This is a genomic window from Rhizobium sp. BR 250, from assembly GCF_047445855.1.
Lineage (GTDB): Bacteria > Pseudomonadota > Alphaproteobacteria > Rhizobiales > Rhizobiaceae > Agrobacterium > Agrobacterium tumefaciens_I.
Window position 1 is genome coordinate 46653 of the sequence record NZ_JARWKW010000004.1, and the last position, 17146, is coordinate 63798.

Below are 17146 nucleotides of genomic sequence, written 5' to 3' on the forward strand. Positions count from 1 at the left end.
GCGTTTCGGCGAAATTTTCGAACGCACTCAGTACACATGTTGTTAAGCATAATCTTTTAACATGGCAGCCGCAGAAGCTGCCCGAACCACCGCGATCATCTGCAAGTACCGGGAAAAAATGTGAATAACGACCCGCTTCATAATGCGTCCCGCACGGACGAAAACGAACGGCGCGCCAGCCAGCAGCCGGCGAACCGAATGCTGGGCCGCGTCATCGCCTGTAACGGCGCGCACGCCACCATTGCCGCCGAAACGGAACCCGGCTCCACCGATGTGTCGCAGCTCTGGTCCGTCGGACGCCTGATTTCCATCGAGATGGGTACAAGCCGTGTCGCCGCACTGGTCTTTTCCATGCGTACCGGCGAGGACCATTGGGCAGCGGACAAGCCGAACAGGCTGCTGATCGACGTTGAACTCGTGGGTGAGGTCTATCGTACCGAAGACGGCAGTGAACGCTTTTCCACCGGCATCTCCCGTTACCCCTATCTCGGCGCGGTGGCGCATCGCATCCGCACCGGCGACCTCGTGAAGATTTACGACAGCGGCAAGCGCGATGCCTGCGTCGTCGGGAAGCTGACACAGGACGAAACCATCAACGCCAGCATCAGCATTCCGCAGATGCTCGCCAAACATTTCGCCGTCGTCGGCTCGACCGGCGTCGGCAAGACCACCGCCGTTTCGCTGCTGCTGAACAAGGCGATCGAGACCGATCCGAAGCTGCGTGTCCTTATTCTTGATCCGCACAATGAATTCGCCGCCGCCTTTCCAGATCATTCCGTCGTCATCGATACCGATACGCTCGACCTTCCCTTCTGGCTAATGCGTCTCGAGGAGTTCGCAGAAGTCATTTTCCGCGGCCGCAAGCCGGCGCCGGAAGAAATGGATGTTCTTCGCGATCTCGTTCCGGAAGCGAAAAAGGCATTTCGCGGCACGGAAGGTTCCGCCGTTCGCCGCACCTCAGACAAGAGTGCGATCACGCCGGATACGCCTGTGCCATACCGCATGGCCGATCTTCTCGCCCTCATTGACGAGCGTATCGGCCGACTGGAAGGGCGCGGTGAAAAACCCGCATTGCGCACGCTGAAAGGCCGCATTCTCTCGGCCATCAACGATACGCGCTATAATTTCATGTTCTCCAGCAATACGATCAACGACAATATTCTGGAGACGGTCGCGCATATCTTCCGCATCCCGGGGGATGGCAAGCCGATTTCGGTTTTCCAGCTCTCCGGCATCCCCTCCGAAGTGGTGAATTCGGTGGTCTCGGTGCTCTGCCGCATGTCCTTCGAACTGGCGGTGCTGGCGCGCGGCTCGCTGCATATGCTCGTCGTCTGCGAAGAAGCGCATCGTTATGTCCCGGCCGACCCGGAGCGCGGCTTTTTCCCCACCCGGCAATCCATTGCCCAGATCGCCAAGGAAGGCCGCAAATACGGCATTTCACTCGGCGTCATCAGCCAACGCCCCAGCGAGTTGGACCAGACGATCCTCTCGCAATGCTCGACCGTGTTTGCCATGCGGCTCTCGAACGAGATCGACCAGAAGATCATTCTCTCCGCCGTGCCGAACGCATCGACCTCGACCACGAGTTTTCTCTCGTCCATCGGCAATGGCGAAGCCATCGCTTTCGGCGAGGCCGTGAACGTGCCGATGCGCATGCGTTTCGACCGCGTGCCTACGGTCAAATTGCCGAAGGCAAGCGGCACCGCCAGCCACGCGAACCATGAAACACCCGATACGGTCGACCTGAACAGCATCGTCACCCGCATGCGCGCCGCAGCCAAGCCGGTCATCACCGGCTTCCAGCAGAGCGTCGAGGCGGCCTTTTCCGATCTGCCGGAGCCGGCAGCCCCAGGCCGGGCGACGGAGGAGATCGACAGCTGGAAGCGGGAACTGGGTCGGGAGCCGGGCACGGGCGCAACGGAGGGCTATGAACCCTACCGGCCGGACATGCTGCCCGGACGCGCACTCTCCGCCTCACCAAACCCGGCGCCAACCGACACCGCCTCCGGCGCCGTCAACGAATTGCGCAGGGCCGGTTTCCAGATGCAGGCGCAGAATGGCCCGCCATCTGGCGAGACACGCCCTTCGCTGCGCGAAAGCCTGCTGAAGAAGCCGCTCGGCAGCCTCTACCGCAAGGATTGAGCCCATTTACGGCTGGATACGCGTCCAGTCGTCGCCCATCTGGTTGCGGAACCAGGTCATCTGCCGTTTGGCATATTGACGGGTCGCGGCCGCCGATCTTTCGATCACCTCCGCCTCGCTCATGCGTCCGGCCAGCATGTCGGCGATCTGGGCAACGCCGATCGCCTTCATCGCCGTTGCATCGGGTGCTAGATTGAGCGCGAGAAGCGCCTGCACCTCCTCCACCGCACCGCTTTCTATCATCGCTTCGAAGCGGCGGTTGATACGGTCATGCAGCACCGGCCTCTCCGGCAGCACGACAAATTTCTGCGCCCGCTCGGGATCGACGATCACCGGGCCGCTGGCACGCTGGAAATCGCGGATCGATTTTCCCGTCGCCTCGAGCACTTCCAGCGCCCGCACGATACGCTGGCCATCTCCCGGCTGCAGCGTCTCCGCCATGGACGGATCGCGGTTCACCAATTCGGCACGCAGCTTTGCCGCCCCCTCTTCGATCAGCCGGGCGCGCAGCCCCTCGCGGATGTCATCGGGAATGGCGGGCATGTCGGAAAGGCCACCGGTCAGCGCCTTGAAATAAAGCCCCGTGCCGCCAACGATGACCGGGAAACGCCCCTCACCGCGCAGTTTCGAAAGCAGGCTGGAAATATCCCGCAGCCATTCGCCGGTTGAATAGGCGCTGCTGGCCGGCACGTGGCCATAAAGACAGTGCGGCACACCCTGCATTTCGTCCTCGGAAGGCCGGGCGGTCAGTACCCGCAGCGTGTCGTAAACCTGCATGCTGTCGGCATTGATGACGACACCGTTCCGCTCCCTCGCCAGACGAAGCGCAAGCGCGGACTTGCCGCTTGCCGTCGGGCCGGTTATCAGGATCGCATCAAAATTCTGATCAAGGTTTTTCATCATGGCTCTCGTTGCCACGCTTATCGCCAATCCGTCAAATCCTGTTCTGACACCGGCCCTCGGCGAAGCCGCCGCAAAGGCCGTCAATGCATCGGGCCTTTATTGGCTGGCCGATGGCATAGCCTGCGATATCTCCCTGCCCTCCGGCACCGCAGCCGAACAGGCACGCAGCGCGATTGTAGCCACGCTTGCCGGCCAACCCATCGATATCGTCATTCAGGAACAGGACCAGCGGCGCAAGAAGCTGCTGATCGCCGACATGGATTCGACCATGATCGGCCAGGAATGCATCGATGAGCTGGCCGCCGAAGTCGGGCTGAAGGACAAGGTCTCCGCCATCACCGCCCGCGCCATGAATGGCGAGATCGCTTTTGAGCCGGCTCTGCGCGAGCGCGTGGCGCTGCTGAAGGGCCTGCCGGTCTCCGTCATTGATGACGTCATCGAAAAGCGCATCACCCTCACACCAGGTGGCAAGGAGCTGATCGCCACCATGAAGGCAAAGGGTTATTACACGGCCCTCGTCTCCGGCGGTTTCACCGTCTTCACCGGCCGTGTCGCTGCGATGCTCGGTTTTGATGAGAACCGCGCCAATCTGCTCGGCGAAGCCAATGGCGCGCTTGACGGAACCGTTGCCGAACCCATCCTCGGCAAACAGGCCAAGGTGGACGCGCTGAACGACATCGCCACAACGCTCGGCATTTCGCCGGAAGAGGCAATGGCAGTGGGCGATGGCGCCAACGATCTCGGCATGCTGCATCTGGCCGGTGCCGGTGTTGCCCTTCACGCCAAGCCGGCCGTGGCCGCAGAAGCACAGATGCGCATCGACCATGGCGACCTGACCGCGCTTCTTTACATTCAGGGCTACCGCAAGACGGATTTTGTCACTCCATGATCATCCGCGAAACACAGAGGCTCATTCTGCGCGAGTGGAAGGAGAGCGACCGCGACCTGTTCCGCGAAATCAATGCGGACGAGAAGGTCATGGAATTTTTCCCCTTCCGCCGCAGCCATGCGGAAGCGGATGCGGTGCTGGAAACCATCAATGGCATGATCCGCGGCAGCGGTTACGGCTTTTATGCCATGGAACTGCGCGAGACCGGCGAAGTCATGGGGTTCTGCGGCATATCGCCCGTCTTGAACCTCGATCCGCCCTTCCCGATCGGCACCATGGAAATCGGCTGGCGGCTTGCCACCCGCTTCTGGGGGCATGGCTATGTCACCGAGGCCGCGCAATCGCTGCTCGTCATGGCTTTCGATGAAAAGGAGACGCCGGAGATCGTCTCCTTCGCCGTCCACAACAACCACCGTTCGACGGCGGTGATGGAACGCATCGGCCTGAAGCGTGACCCTTCCCGTGATTTCGACCATCCGCGCGTGCCGGAAGAGACGCACCCGCATCTGCGGCCACACGTCACCTATGCGCTGACGCTGGAGGAATGGCGGGCGCGATAAGACGCCTGCCCGCCAGTTCCGAAAGTCATTTCACCGCGGCATTGCCACCATCGGCAAACAATGCGGCACCGGCCACGAAGCTCGCCATCGGGCTGGCGAGAAAAAGCGCTGCCTGCGCAATTTCCTCCGGCTCAGCGATGCGTTTCATCGCATGCAGGCCGGCGGCCCATTCCTTCTGGGCCGCATCTCCGGCCATGGGAGTATCGACCCCGCCAGGCAGAAGCGCATTTGCGCGAATACCGCTGACGGCATAATCGGCGGTAATGCCTTTCACCAGCCCCATCAGCGCCGCTTTCGCCGTTCCATAAGCCGCCATGCCCGGTATGCCGACGCTGGTGCCAACAAAGCTTGACGTAAAGACAATGGAACCGCCACCCCGCGTCAGCATCGGCGGGATCTGGCAACGTGCGCCAAGAAAAGCGGAGGTGAGATTGGCGGTGAGCACATGCTCCCATTCCTCGGGCGAAATCTCCGCCAGCGGCTTCATGGCCCCCACCGCACCGGCATTGTTGACGGCGATATCAAGGCCACCGAAAACGCTCACGGCCGCATCCGCCAACCGGGAATGGGTTTCCGCCACAATGGCATCGCCCACAACCGTGTGGACACGGCCACCCGCCTCGCGAATATCTGCCGCAACCTCCTGCAGCGCCTTTTCGCCACGCGCATTGATGACGACTGCCGCGCCTTGAGCGGCAAACAGCATCGCCGTCGCCCGGCCGATGCCGGATGACGCGCCGGTGATGATGGCAACCTTGTTTTCGAGTAATTTCATATCCTTGGCCTCCTTTGCTGGAGACCAAAGGATAAAGAGCTAACGGGGCCGCGACCACCCGATTCCTGACGGATCGGGCGAAAAGCATTTATTCCAGCGGCAGCGCCACCACGCGCAGATTGCCCTGGGCATCCGCCACCATCATATGCGCATTCTTGCGGCCTTCGGATTTCAGGCCGTTCACACGCACCAGCACGTCGCCGGGAACTTCCATGAAATCCTGCCCGACCTCAACGATGACGTCGCCGGCCTTCATGCCCTTCTGTTCGGCGGGAGAACCGGTATCGACGCTTGCGACCAGCACGCCTTCCACGCTTTCGGCAATGCCTTTTTCCGCGCGCAGCTCATTGCTCAGCACCACGAGGTTCATGCCGAGCACGCTCTGCGGCGCTTCGCGCACTTCCGGCGTCTGGTCCTGCGCCTGATCGTCGCCACCGTCATTGTCTTCAGGGGCGACCACGCCACCATCGCCGTCTTCGCTTTGCTGATCCTCGGTCGAGGCCTTTTCGTCGGTCGTATCCTGCAATTGGCCGAGCTTGACCTTCACGGTCTCTTCCTTGCCATCGCGATAGACGACCACATCGACTTCCTTGCCGACCGGGCTTTCCGCCACGATGCGCAAGAGGTCGCGCATTTCGTGAATATCCTTGCCGTCGAATTTCAACACGACATCGCCGGCCTGGATCGGGCCGTTCTCCACCGGGCCGCCCTTCGCCACGCCGGAGATCAGCGCACCCTTGGCGCTGTCCATGCCGAGGCTCGCGGCTACGTCATCGGTGACGGGCTGGACACGAACGCCGAGCCAGCCGCGACGGGTCTCACCAAATTCGATGAGCTGCTGCACGATATTCTGGGCAAGCTCCGTCGGCACGGCAAAACCGATACCGATCGAACCACCGCTCGGCGAAATGATCGCCGTATTGATGCCGATCACCTCGCCCTTCATGTTGAAGAGCGGGCCGCCGGAGTTGCCCTTGTTGATGGCCGCATCCGTCTGGATGAAATTGTCGTAGGGGCCGGCATTGATATTGCGTCCGCGCGCGGAAATGACACCGACGGTCAGCGAGCCGCCGAGCCCGAAGGGGTTACCGATCGCCATCACCCAGTCGCCGATGCGCATGCTGCGCGAATCGCCGAACTTGACGGCCTTCAGCGGCGTTTTCGGCTCCACCTTCAGGACGGAAAGGTCGGTCTTCGTATCGGTGCCAACCAGCGTCGCCTTGAGCTTCGAGCCATTCGGGAAAATCACCTCGATGGCGTCGGCACCCTCAATGACGTGGTTGTTGGTCACGACATAACCGGCCGGATCGATCACGAAACCTGACCCGAGCGAATTGACCTTTTCGCCACCTTCCGGCTTCTGGCTGTCGAAATAATCCTTGAAAAATTCCTGGAAGGGCGAGCCTTCCGGCAGCTTCGGCGGAACCGGGCCCTTGCCCTCCGTCTTGACGTTCTGCGACGTCGAAATATTCACCACCGCATCAAGAAGCGGCTCGGCAAGATCGGCCACCGATTCCGGCCCATGGCTCTGCGCTCTTGCCGCAACCGGCGCCGAAAGGCTGCCCGCCACAAGCGCAATGCCCGCAACTGCGGCAATGCTGCTGCGAAAAGGCGAAAGAAGGGTCACGGCCATAAGCGTCCTCGCGTTTCAAATCGTCATGCCCTGCATATATCGTCAAAGCATAAGGCGGAATGATGAAGTGTAAAAATACCTTTTCGTGAACAGGCGGGCGGGCGCTCATCCATTGCTGAAGCTTTGGCACGAAAACGGAGTAAAAAGAAAGGGCCGGTAAAAACCGGCCCCTTCAAAATCATTCGATCCGTTATCAGTTCGCCGGCGCCGGCTTAGGCGCGGCGGGAGCGGCGGGGGCCGCGCCGTCGATATTGTTGAAATAACGGAAGAAGGTCGAATCCGGGGACAGGACCAGCGTCGTGCCGTTGCCGTTCAGCGCATTGGCATAAGCAGACATGGAGCGATAGAACTCGAAGAAGTTCGGATCACGCTGGAAAGCCTCACCGAACACCTTGTTACGTTCGGCATCGCCTTCACCGCGCAGAACTTCGGACTGACGGCGGGCGTCGGATTCCAGTTCCACGACCTGACGGTCGGCGATGGCGCGGCGGCGCTGTGCCTCTTCGTTACCGCGGGCACGGATCAGTTCGGCCTCGGCCAGACGTTCCGACTTCATGCGTTCGAAGGTCTGCTGCGAGACTTCCTGCGTGAGGTCGGTGCGGCGGATACGGACGTCAACGATGCTGATGCCGAGCGATTCCGCATCGGGACGCAGATCGTCACGCACTTCCTGCATCATCGATGCACGCGCATCCGAAAGCGCCGATTCGAAGCCGCGCAGACCGTAGACCCGGCGCAGCGATGCGTCGAGACGGGTGCGCAGGCGCGATTCCGCCGACATCTGGTCACCGGAGACCGTCTGCCGGAAGCGGCGTGCATCCGTGATGCGATAGACCACGAAGGCATCGACCTCATAGAACTTGCCGCCGGACACCTGAACACGAATATTGTCGTGATCGAAGCGCAGCGCCCGGTTCTCGATATATTGGACCCGGTCGGCATCCATGAAGGCGAAGGGCAGCTTGAAATAGAGGCCCGGCGCGGTTTTCACATCCTGGATTTCACCGAAGCGGACGACGATGGCCTGCTGGCGCTCGTTGACGACGAAAATCGAGGAATAGGCGAAGAAAAACACGAGGGCGAGACCGATGAGAACGGCCGTAAGACGGTTGTTCATATCAGTTGCCTCCCTGCTGTGCTGCGCCCGGATTGTTGCGCATGATCTCGTTCAGAGGCAGATAAGGCACCACGCCCTGTTTCTCATCGATGATGATCTTGTTGGAACCCTTCAGAACCTGCTCCATCGTTTCCAGGAACATGCGCTGACGGGTCACATCCGGCGCCGTGCGATACTGGTCATAGATGGAGATGAAGCGCTGCGCCTCACCCTGTGCCTCGTTGACGACGCGCGACTTGTAGGCGTTCGCTTCTTCGAGGATCTGCGCGGCCTGACCGCGGGCGGCACCGAGCTTCTGGTTGGCGTATTGGTTGGCTTCCTGAACGAATCGGTCTTCGTCCTGTTCAGCACGCTGCACTTCGTCGAAGGCGTCGGCCACTTCGCGCGGCGGTGCCGCATCTTCGATGGCCACGGCGTTGATGGAAATGCCGGCGCCATAACCGTCCATGGTGGACTGAATGATGGCGCGCACATCCGCCGCAATCGCCTGACGGTTATCGCGGAAGATATCCTGCGCCGGACGACGGCCGACGACTTCGCGCATGGCGCTTTCGGAAACCTGCTGCAGGGTTTCTGCCGGACTGTCGACGTTGAAGAGATAGGATTTCGGATCGGAAACCGTATAGAGCACCGAGAACTGCACGTTGACGATGTTCTGGTCGCCCGTCAGCATCACGCCGCTCGAAGAAGAGGACGAAGCGCGCGAGCCGATATTCTGCTGCTGCTCGGTAACCTTGACGATTTCAACCGTCTCGATCGGCCACAGATGGAAATGCAGGCCGGGCATCGAGATTTCGTCCTTCGGGCGGCCGAAACGCAGCTCGACGCCGCGCTCGTCCGGCTGGACGGTATAGATGGACTGGATGCCGAGGAAAACCAGTACGACGAGAACCACGATGGCAACCGCGCCGCCATTGAAGCCGCCGGGCAGCACATTCTTGAAACGGTCCTGGCTGCGCCGGATGATCTCTTCCAGATCGGGTGGGCCGCCATTGCCGCCGCCACCGCCGCGAGGCCGGTTAGGCCCCTGCCCCCACGGGCCGCCACCGCCGCCCTGGTTGTTTCCGCCACCGCCGCCGCCCCAAGGGCCGCCGCCGCCATTCTGATTGCTCCAGGGCATCAATACCTCTTTATAAAAGCCTCTCCCGGTCCCGTTCGAAAGCGATTGCTCGCGTGCGGCGGGAATATCGACCCGTTATAGGAAGGAGAAGCGCCCGTTTCAACGCAGAGGTGGTAACTAAATACCCAATCAGGGTAAATAGTTCACTTTGACGCGGCTCTTCTCACATAAGTGGTGAACAGAACCGGATAATTGTCCTTTTCCCCTGCGGGAGCGGGGATTTCTTCGGTTTTCTCAAAAACGGCAGGATCAATTTCCGGGAAAAAAGTGTCGCCGTCGAGTTTTACGGCCACATGGGTGACGGAAAGTTGATCGGCAAAGGGCATGGCCTGACGGTAAATCTCGCCGCCACCGGCGACGAAAACCTCGTCAACGCCCAGTTCCGCAGCCTTCGTTTTTGCAAGCTTCAGGGCCTCGTCCAGCGACGACACGACATCCACGCCTTCGGGCCGGTAGTCGGGATTGCGGCTGACGATGATATGCGGGCGACCCGGAAGGGGGCGCTCGCCGACGGAGAGAAACGTCTTGCGGCCCATGATGAGCGGCTTGCCCATCGTTGCCGCCTTGAAGCGCTTCAGATCGGTGGAGAGCTTCCACGGCATGTCGAGATCGCGGCCGATGACGCCGTTTTCAGAGACCGCAACGATGAGGGTGAGGCGTGGCCCGCTCATACCGCGATCGGCGCCTTGATGGATGAATCGGCTTCGTAGTTTTCCAGCGTAAAGTCCTCGAACTTAAAGGCAAAAAGGTCCTTCACATCCGGGTTGAGGCGCATGGTCGGCAGGGCCTTTGGCGTGCGCGTCATCTGCAGCCGCGCCTGTTCGAAATGGTTGGCATAGATATGCGCATCGCCCAGCGTATGAACGAAATCGCCGGGCTTCAGGCCCACCACCTGCGCCACCATCAGCGTCAGCAGCGCGTAGGAGGCGATGTTGAAGGGCACGCCGAGGAAAATATCGGCCGAGCGCTGGTAAAGCTGGCAGGAGAGCTTGCCGTCCGAAACATAGAACTGGAACAGGCAATGGCACGGCGGCAGCGCCATCTCATCCACCAGCGCCGGGTTCCAGGCCGAAACAATGTGGCGGCGGGAATTGGGATTGGTTTTGAGCGCCTCGATCAGAAGCGCGATCTGGTCGATATGGCGGCCGTCCGGTGCCGGCCAGGAGCGCCATTGCGCACCATAGACCGGGCCGAGATTACCGTTCTCATCGGCCCATTCATCCCAGATGGAAACGCCGTTTTCCTTGAGATAGGCGATATTGGTGTCGCCCTTCAGGAACCACAGCAGCTCATGGATGATGGAGCGCAGATGCAGCTTCTTGGTGGTGAGAACCGGAAAGCCTTCGGAAAGGTCGAAACGCATCTGGTAACCGAAGACCGAGCGCGTGCCGGTGCCGGTGCGGTCTCCGCGGTCGGAGCCGGTTTCCATCACATGCCGGAGAAGATCGAGATATTGTTTCATGCGTTCTGCCGCCGATTCTCAAAGCACCGGCCCGAAAACCGAATCGATTTTCGGAAAGCACGATGAATTTCCTCACGAAACTGGAGCGTTACGCGTCCGCAGGGATACACAACGCTCCAGAAGTTCAGGGAATATAATAGCACAGGGCGGCAGAACCAATCACCTATTGCGGGCTATCCCCGGCTCAAATCAAAGCGACTGGAGCTTACCCAGTTCCTTGGCGACCAGATAATAAAAGGTCACGCGCGACTTGGAGCGGTCGGCGGCCATGGCTTTTGCGACGGCGTCGATCGCCTGATCGGCTGTACCATCGGTCACGCCGAGCTTCTTGCCGCACCAGCTCGCCTTGACACGTGCAAGCTCTTCCGGATCGGAAGCGGACACCAGCGATGAATCCCGGTTGCGCAAGGCAATGCCGAGATGCTTGACGATCTTGCCAACAACGGCTTCATCGGCTGCTGCATCGTATTTCTTCACATCTGCGAGATAGTCGGTCATGTCCACTCCTTCGTGTGTCCCCGGCCCGGTGTTGCTTCTGGTGACCGGTTGCAGGGAGAATGGGACAGCAATCCCTCGTCGTCAAGAATAGTCTAAATTGCGGGCCGCAATCACGAAACCTTTTCATGGAATTGTCATCGCCCCCCTTTTCTCAGGCGGCCGAAACGCCTATATGAGCCTTGCCGGGGCAACCCGGCTATGGCGATAAACGGTCGGTGTAATAAACCTATTGGACCCGGGGGCGGTACCCGGCGCCTCCACCAAAAACCGGCGGCTTCTTCAAAACAGGCCGGCTTTTGATGGGGGCGAAATAGGATCGACAAGGGCGTAAAGATCGAACTTTTGCTCGGCATGATACCGCCGTTATCGGGTCACAAGTGTAGTTGCAAACGACAACAACGCTAAGGAATATGCTCTCGCTGCCTAATGGCGGTGCGGGAATTCCGCTCTAAAGTCCTTACGGTTAGCCCCGTAAGGCGGGGTTCGGAGGTACCTGGCAACAGAAACCTCCACCTTCTCCATTTTGCCTGAATTGATTATATGATAGCTGACTTGCGGACGGCGTCGGCTTTTCCGTTGCTGCCGTTCGGGACATTGCGTATACTTGGCCAACGCGCAGGCATCGGCATCGGGATTGATCCCGGCTTGAGGATTGCGCGAAGATTCAAAGTGTTACAGCGTCCTTGGCGCGCAAGCCGCGCCGTGCATGAAAAGACGTTCGAATAAGGGAAAGACAGGACCGCATGGGGCAGGATCATATCCGTTACGACATTCTCGCACAGGATGCCCTTCGCGGCGTTATTCGCAAGGTTTTGGGTGAAGTGGCCGCAACCGGCCGCCTGCCCGGCGACCACCACTTCTTCATTACCTTTTTGACCGGCGCACCGGGCGTGCGGATTTCCCAGCACCTCAAGGCGAAATATGCCGAGCAGATGACGATTGTTATCCAGCATCAGTTCTGGGATCTGAAGGTGACGGAAATCGGCTTCGAAATCGGCCTATCCTTCTCCGATACGCCGGAAAAGCTGGTTATTCCCTATAACGCCATTCGCGGTTTCTACGATCCTTCCGTCAATTTCGAACTTGAGTTCGATGTGCCCCTGGCGGACGAAGAAGAGTTGGAAGACGCCGAAATCACCGCCTACCCCGTTTCCCAGGAAGCAAAGCCCGCTTCCGAGACGCCCAAATCCGGCGAGGAAAAGAAGGAAGGCTCTGTCGTTTCGCTGGATGCCTTCCGCAAGAAGCAGTAACGGCCTGCCTGACCGCAAGACCCGAGGAGACATATCCCCATGGCGGCCGATATCGTCAATCTGCGTCAGTTTCGGAAACAGAAAGCCCGTAGCGAAAAAGAAAAACAGGCGGAACAGAACCGCCTGTCCTTCGGCCGCACCAAGGCGGAAAAAAACCTCACCTCTGCCCTGAATGAAAAAGCCGAAAAAGCGCTCGATCAGGGACGGCTCGAAAAAGGCGATGACAGGACCGACGGCGACTGACGATCCGCCCCGCCGGGTGAGGCTGCCGATGCACCCTGAAGAGAATCGCAAAACAGGGGTTTGCCGGCGAAATATGCGTGAGATTTCCAGCCGGAGACCAGTCTGATGATCCGCAAGCACTCCGCGACCCTGCACGGCCACCGCACTAGCATTTCGCTGGAGGATGCGTTCTGGGACGAGCTGAAAACCATCGCGGAAAGGCGCAAGATCAGTTTCGCCGCCCTGCTGGCCGAAATTGACGACAACCGCCCGGCCGACAGCAATCTGTCCTCATCCCTGCGGGTTTATGTGCTGAACTGGCTGAAAAGCCGCTGACACTGGCCGGCACACCCCACGACATCATCCCGCTGCCATGCGCAACCGATCGCAATCTGCGATGCCCCGCGCCCGCCCCGCCATCCGCGACTACAAATATTCCTGCCAAAAACTCGTAACGCCGTGAAAGTATTCATTAAACATTGGCGGCCTAATCTGCGCTGCAAGGCATTCCCGTATTGCGTAGCCTTGCTTTCAACCAGTATTTTGGCCCCCTCATTCCCCGACCCGTCACGAGACAGATCGGCGGCTTCTGCCGCCCGGGAAACGCACAACATGTGTGCTGATCCGCATCCGCCATAGGGGGCAGGTGTTTCGGAGCTGAAAGTACGGATTACCTCTTCGCTCTTGATGTGACCTGCCAATCGGACGCAACGAACCATTCCGGATTCAGGGAATGGTTCCACCCTTCAGCAAGCCGAGAATGGTCTCCTCCGCCCAGCCCTTGTTACTGCTGAGCCGGAGCGTTTTCCGGCGCCAGTTGCCGGATCGCGTTTTCCGTCGGCGGCACCACCAGGGCCGGCATGGACTGCCGCTCGGGTGCCGGCTGCTGTCCCTGTTCCTGCTGTTGTTGCTGCTGCAACCGCTCCTGCTGTTCCTTTTCCTGGCGCAGACGCTCTTCGGCCGCAGCCTTCAATCGTGCCTCTTCTTCGGCCTTGGCCTTGGCTTCCGCCTCGGCCCGTTCCTTCTCGGCCTGCCGCTCGGCTGCCTGGGAGCGATAAAGCGCGACTTCGCGGCGCAGGCGCTGCTTTTCAAGAACGCTGGCCTGCATGGCCTCCACCCGGCGGCGTTCCTTTTCGAATGCCCGGAGCGACAGGTAATTGCTGAGCGCCGAAACATCGGTCGTCAAAGCCGGCGCGGCAAGCGGACCGTTGTAATTCAGACGCACCGACGGTTCAGCGCCGGCAACCGTTTCAGTACCGGGATTAAACAGGAGATTGAGGTCGCCATTCACAGTCGAGGCCGCAAGATCGACCGTCGCATCGGCGGTCAGCGTCAACGGATCGATCCCCGCACGCAAATTCTGGAAATGAAGCGCACCGCCATTCAACGAGAACGGCAGCGCCACATCGCCGAGCGCTATTTCACCCTGCCAAAGGCTCTGGTCGACCAGCGGGCGCACCTTGGGTGCATCGATCGGCTGCTGCAAGCCATCCGCCGCCTGCAGCACCGGCGTCAGGGCACCGGGATTGAGCCCCTTCAGCACCAGCCCGGCTGCCCGGATTTCACCCGAACCACCGGCAGATTTCAGCATTTCACCGACACTTTTGCCGGTCGATTCGGCCGTGAGATCAATCGCGACCCGGCCTGTCGCAACCGGCCCGTTGGCATTCGCCCACAGGATCGGCTCCGGATTGGCGTCAGCCACCGCGATCTTGGTGCGGAAGATACCGGCGCCTTCGCCGGTGGACATGGCAAGCCGCCCCGTCAACGTACCGCCCATGAAGGTGCCGGCAACATCATCCAGCGCGAGACTGCCCGAATCATGCGTGACCCTGGCCGAAACACCCGTAACCGTTCCGAAGGGGCCTGCCTCGAAGCTCTCCGCTTTCAAGGCAAGCGAAGCCTTGAGCTGCGGGAAAGCGGCCATGGCCAGAGGCTTGGCGTTGAGCGCACCGGTTTCCGGATCGATCACCGGGCCGTAGATCGCATCCCCGAGCCAGGCGAGGTCGACCGTTCTGACCGCAAGATCGCCGTCGACGGGATAGGGCGCGGCACGCTGGAACGTCAGATTGCCCGAGAAGGGATTGCCGCCCGCCTGCCCGCCTATGGAGGAAAGGGCGATCTTTTGCCCATCCACCGCCACTTTCGCATTGGCCTTCAACGCCATGCCGCCGCCGAGTTGCGGCAGGCCAACGGCGTTCATGATGAGATATGGTTCGATATCCGCGCTTTCGAGCGCCACATCGGCGCTGCCCTCGCCAAAATTGGCGGCCGAAACGGCGAAGGAGCCATTCATCGAAAAATGCGTGCGTTCCGTCGAAAAGCGGAGTTCGGTCTGGGCCGGTGAACCAAGCGTGCCGTTGAGCTTGACGGATAAAAGCCCCTCGCCATCCGCATCGAAGGGTAGCGGATCAAGCCCCGCCTGCCCGAACAGGATGGCCGTCGACTGGTTTTTCAGCACCGCTTCCAGCGACATGGCCGTATCGTCCGTGATCGACAGGAAATCCGGCATCTTGGCAACGGCCGACAGGCGGCTGCCATTGACCGTGCCGGAGACGGCGACATTGGCGCCGCCATTTTCGCTGTTCACCGAAACATCCACTGCAAGGTCGGAATTGGCATACCATGGCGCGCTCGCCGCCAGACGGCCGAGGAACGGATGGTTCGGCAATTTCTGCTGCAGCATGGTGAAGAACGGCTGCATATCCGCCGCATGCAGGTTCACCGTGCCCTTGCCGGCATATTTCAGCAATGAACCCTGCAATTGCCCCCTCGCCCGCACCTCCGCGCCGGCAATGTCGCCAGCCGTCATGTTTTCAAGCGAGAGAATGCCGCCCGCCATGGTGAAGGCGGTCTCGACGTGATTGGCGGTCACCCCGGCCATGTTGAAACGGTCGGCCTTGAATTTCGCGGTGATGCGATGGTCGAGGACCGAACTTCCGACCTGATCACCAAGCGCCAGGCTGCCGAGCGCCTTCAGCGCATCGAGATCGATTTCGTTGCCGGCAAGATCGATGGAAAGATTGGAGGTCTTGCCGTCGGAGCGCCGCTCCAGCTCACCCTTCAGCGACGCGTCGCCAATGGCAAGCTCCAGATTATCGAAACGCTGGTTGAGCGTCGTCAGCGAGACATCGGCGGAAAAACCGGCGGCATTGAGTTGCCGGATCGCCGGATCGACGGAACCGGAAAGCCAGTTCGCCAGACCCGAGGGCTGATTGGAGGCGAGAAGCAGATTGCCGTTGAAAGCGGGGCCGCCGAGCAGCGTCAGCGATCCCTTGGCTTCGAGCTGCGTCCTGCCGGGCAATGTGGCCACGGCATTCACCACCTGCCAGCCAGTCCCCTCCGGGCGCACATCCAGCCTGATATCGCGGATGGTCGTGTCGTCGGAAACGAGTGCGGGAAGGCTGATGCTTGCCTTGCCCGGCACCGGCGGAACGGGAATGCGGGCCACCATGGCGGCGAAGGCTTCGATGCGCTGGCGCACCGAGACGGTGGGCTGGCGCGAGGTCTTGCCCGCCTGCACGACGGGCGGCGCGAAGCGGGCGACATCGATCTGCTGGCCGTCGGCCGTCAGCAGGAATTCCGGCTTCGCGCCGGTGTCCAGCGTTGCCTCGCCGGTCACGACATAGGGATTTTCGCTGCCGCCGAGTTCCATGCGGTAGCTCGGTATGCGCACGCTTTCATTGGTCAGTTCGAAACTGCCGCGGGTGCGCGGCGAGGAAAAGAGCGATTGCCCGGCCTGCTGCTTCTGCTTTTCATCCTCACGGAAACTGAAAGAGAAGGAGCCGCTATAGGCGGGCTTTCCCGCTGTCGCGGCAATCGCGCCATCGAGATCAACCTCGACCGGATGTTCATCCGGCACCACGCGGACCCGGAGCCCCATGCGACCGGCGGCATAATCCGGCTCGCTGCTGGAGAGCGAGAATGAGCCCGGATGCCCGTCGACGGCAGCACGCCCTTCCGCTTTCCACGGTCCGGCCAGCGAATTGGCGGACATGTCGGCATTGAGACCCGTCACGACACGGTTGCGACCGGATTGCTCGTCGATGAATTCGATCTGCCCGCCTTCGATCTGCACGCTTTCCAGAACCACGGTGCGGGCGGGAATTTCCGCGCGGCTGCCGCGCATCCAGTCCAGCGTGCCGTCCTTCAGCAGCCGGATCTTGGCCTTGGGCTCCTCGATACGCATGTCGAAGATGCGCGCTTCGCCCGAAAGGAACGGCGCAAGCTCGGCATCCATGGAAAAACGGGCGACCTGAATGAGCGGCGATCCATCCGCATCGGTTCCGGCGCGCACATCATGCAGCGTCACAGACGGGAAAGGCAGGATACGTGCCTCGACACGGCCATGCACCACAACCTTCTTGCCCAGAATGCGGCTGGCCTGGTCCTCGAAATCGCGTCGGAAATCCGTCCAGTCGACAAAATAGGGAATGAGCAGCGCCGAAAACAGCACCACGGCCAGCAGTCCGCCCAGAAAAACCAGAATACGCCCGAGCACTGACCTGCATCTCCCTTCGCGAACGCAGCAAACCTATTCTTTTCTGCCTTAACGGCAAGCAGCCTTTTGTACCA

General features: G+C 60.6%; 15 protein-coding genes and 1 other RNA gene. 7 read left to right on the top strand and 9 right to left on the bottom strand.

What is annotated here, in order from left to right; genetic code table 11:
* Positions 1–120 precede the first annotated feature (120 nt).
* Positions 121–2142 carry an ATP-binding protein gene (locus QD336_RS07655; protein WP_499170085.1) on the top strand — a complete coding sequence of 674 codons (2022 nt, stop codon included), beginning with the start codon at positions 121–123 and terminating at the stop codon, positions 2140–2142.
* A gap of 6 nt (positions 2143–2148) precedes the next feature.
* On the opposite strand, the gene miaA is transcribed toward QD336_RS07655, so the two are convergent.
* Entirely contained in the window at positions 2149–3045 is an 897-nt protein-coding gene (miaA, locus tag QD336_RS07660) for a tRNA (adenosine(37)-N6)-dimethylallyltransferase MiaA (protein ID WP_499170087.1), read from the bottom strand.
* Between miaA and serB the strand changes: the two genes are divergently transcribed.
* Positions 3044–3934, top strand: a complete 891-nt coding sequence (gene serB, locus QD336_RS07665; RefSeq protein ID WP_499170088.1) for a phosphoserine phosphatase SerB — start codon at positions 3044–3046, stop codon at positions 3932–3934. The two genes, miaA and serB, sit on opposite strands and share 2 nt — an antisense overlap.
* Positions 3931–4494, top strand: a complete 564-nt coding sequence (locus tag QD336_RS07670) for a GNAT family N-acetyltransferase (RefSeq protein ID WP_269340741.1) — start codon at positions 3931–3933, stop codon at positions 4492–4494. Before serB ends, QD336_RS07670 begins: the two co-directional genes overlap by 4 nt.
* Positions 4495–4519: 25 nt before the next feature.
* Here QD336_RS07670 and QD336_RS07675 read toward each other — a convergent pair whose 3' ends face one another.
* The 7 genes from QD336_RS07675 to QD336_RS07705 form a co-directional block, all read right to left on the bottom strand.
* Positions 4520–5269 carry an SDR family oxidoreductase gene (locus QD336_RS07675; RefSeq protein WP_269340740.1) on the bottom strand — a complete coding sequence of 250 codons (750 nt, stop codon included), beginning with the start codon at positions 5267–5269 and terminating at the stop codon, positions 4520–4522.
* An 88-nt stretch (positions 5270–5357) separates the two neighbouring features.
* A complete protein-coding gene (locus QD336_RS07680) occupies positions 5358–6902 on the bottom strand; it encodes a Do family serine endopeptidase (RefSeq protein ID WP_499170089.1) in 1545 nt (514 codons plus the stop codon).
* A gap of 193 nt (positions 6903–7095) precedes the next feature.
* Positions 7096–8019 carry a protease modulator HflC gene (hflC, locus tag QD336_RS07685; protein WP_499170091.1) on the bottom strand — a complete coding sequence of 308 codons (924 nt, stop codon included), beginning with the start codon at positions 8017–8019 and terminating at the stop codon, positions 7096–7098.
* Position 8020: 1 nt separating this feature from the next.
* On the bottom strand, positions 8021–9139 hold the full coding sequence (gene hflK, locus QD336_RS07690) for an FtsH protease activity modulator HflK (protein WP_269340737.1): 1119 nt from the start codon (positions 9137–9139) through the stop codon (positions 8021–8023).
* A 143-nt stretch (positions 9140–9282) separates the two neighbouring features.
* Positions 9283–9810, bottom strand: a complete 528-nt coding sequence (locus tag QD336_RS07695; RefSeq protein ID WP_499170093.1) for a dihydrofolate reductase — start codon at positions 9808–9810, stop codon at positions 9283–9285.
* Positions 9807–10601, bottom strand: coding sequence for a thymidylate synthase (locus QD336_RS07700; protein ID WP_269340734.1), 795 nt, complete (start codon positions 10599–10601; stop codon positions 9807–9809). Before QD336_RS07700 ends, QD336_RS07695 begins: the two co-directional genes overlap by 4 nt.
* Positions 10602–10790: 189 nt before the next feature.
* On the bottom strand, positions 10791–11099 hold the full coding sequence (locus tag QD336_RS07705) for a DUF2853 family protein (protein ID WP_003522365.1): 309 nt from the start codon (positions 11097–11099) through the stop codon (positions 10791–10793).
* Positions 11100–11241: 142 nt separating this feature from the next.
* Between QD336_RS07705 and ssrA the strand changes: the two genes are divergently transcribed.
* The 4 genes from ssrA (at position 11242) to QD336_RS07725 (ending at position 12907) form a co-directional block, all read left to right on the top strand.
* Positions 11242–11613, top strand: a transfer-messenger RNA (tmRNA) gene (gene ssrA, locus QD336_RS07710).
* Positions 11614–11842: 229 nt separating this feature from the next.
* Entirely contained in the window at positions 11843–12349 is a 507-nt protein-coding gene (locus QD336_RS07715; protein WP_269340732.1) for an SspB family protein, read from the top strand.
* A gap of 39 nt (positions 12350–12388) precedes the next feature.
* Positions 12389–12592 (top strand): DUF4169 family protein, encoded by a 204-nt coding sequence (locus tag QD336_RS07720; protein ID WP_499170094.1) that lies wholly within the window; start codon positions 12389–12391, stop codon positions 12590–12592.
* Positions 12593–12697: 105 nt separating this feature from the next.
* Positions 12698–12907 carry a ribbon-helix-helix domain-containing protein gene (locus QD336_RS07725; RefSeq protein ID WP_499170096.1) on the top strand — a complete coding sequence of 70 codons (210 nt, stop codon included), beginning with the start codon at positions 12698–12700 and terminating at the stop codon, positions 12905–12907.
* Between the two features lie 448 nt (positions 12908–13355).
* On the opposite strand, the gene QD336_RS07730 is transcribed toward QD336_RS07725, so the two are convergent.
* Positions 13356–17072, bottom strand: a complete 3717-nt coding sequence (locus tag QD336_RS07730) for an AsmA family protein (protein WP_499170098.1) — start codon at positions 17070–17072, stop codon at positions 13356–13358.
* Positions 17073–17146: the final 74 nt, after the last annotated feature.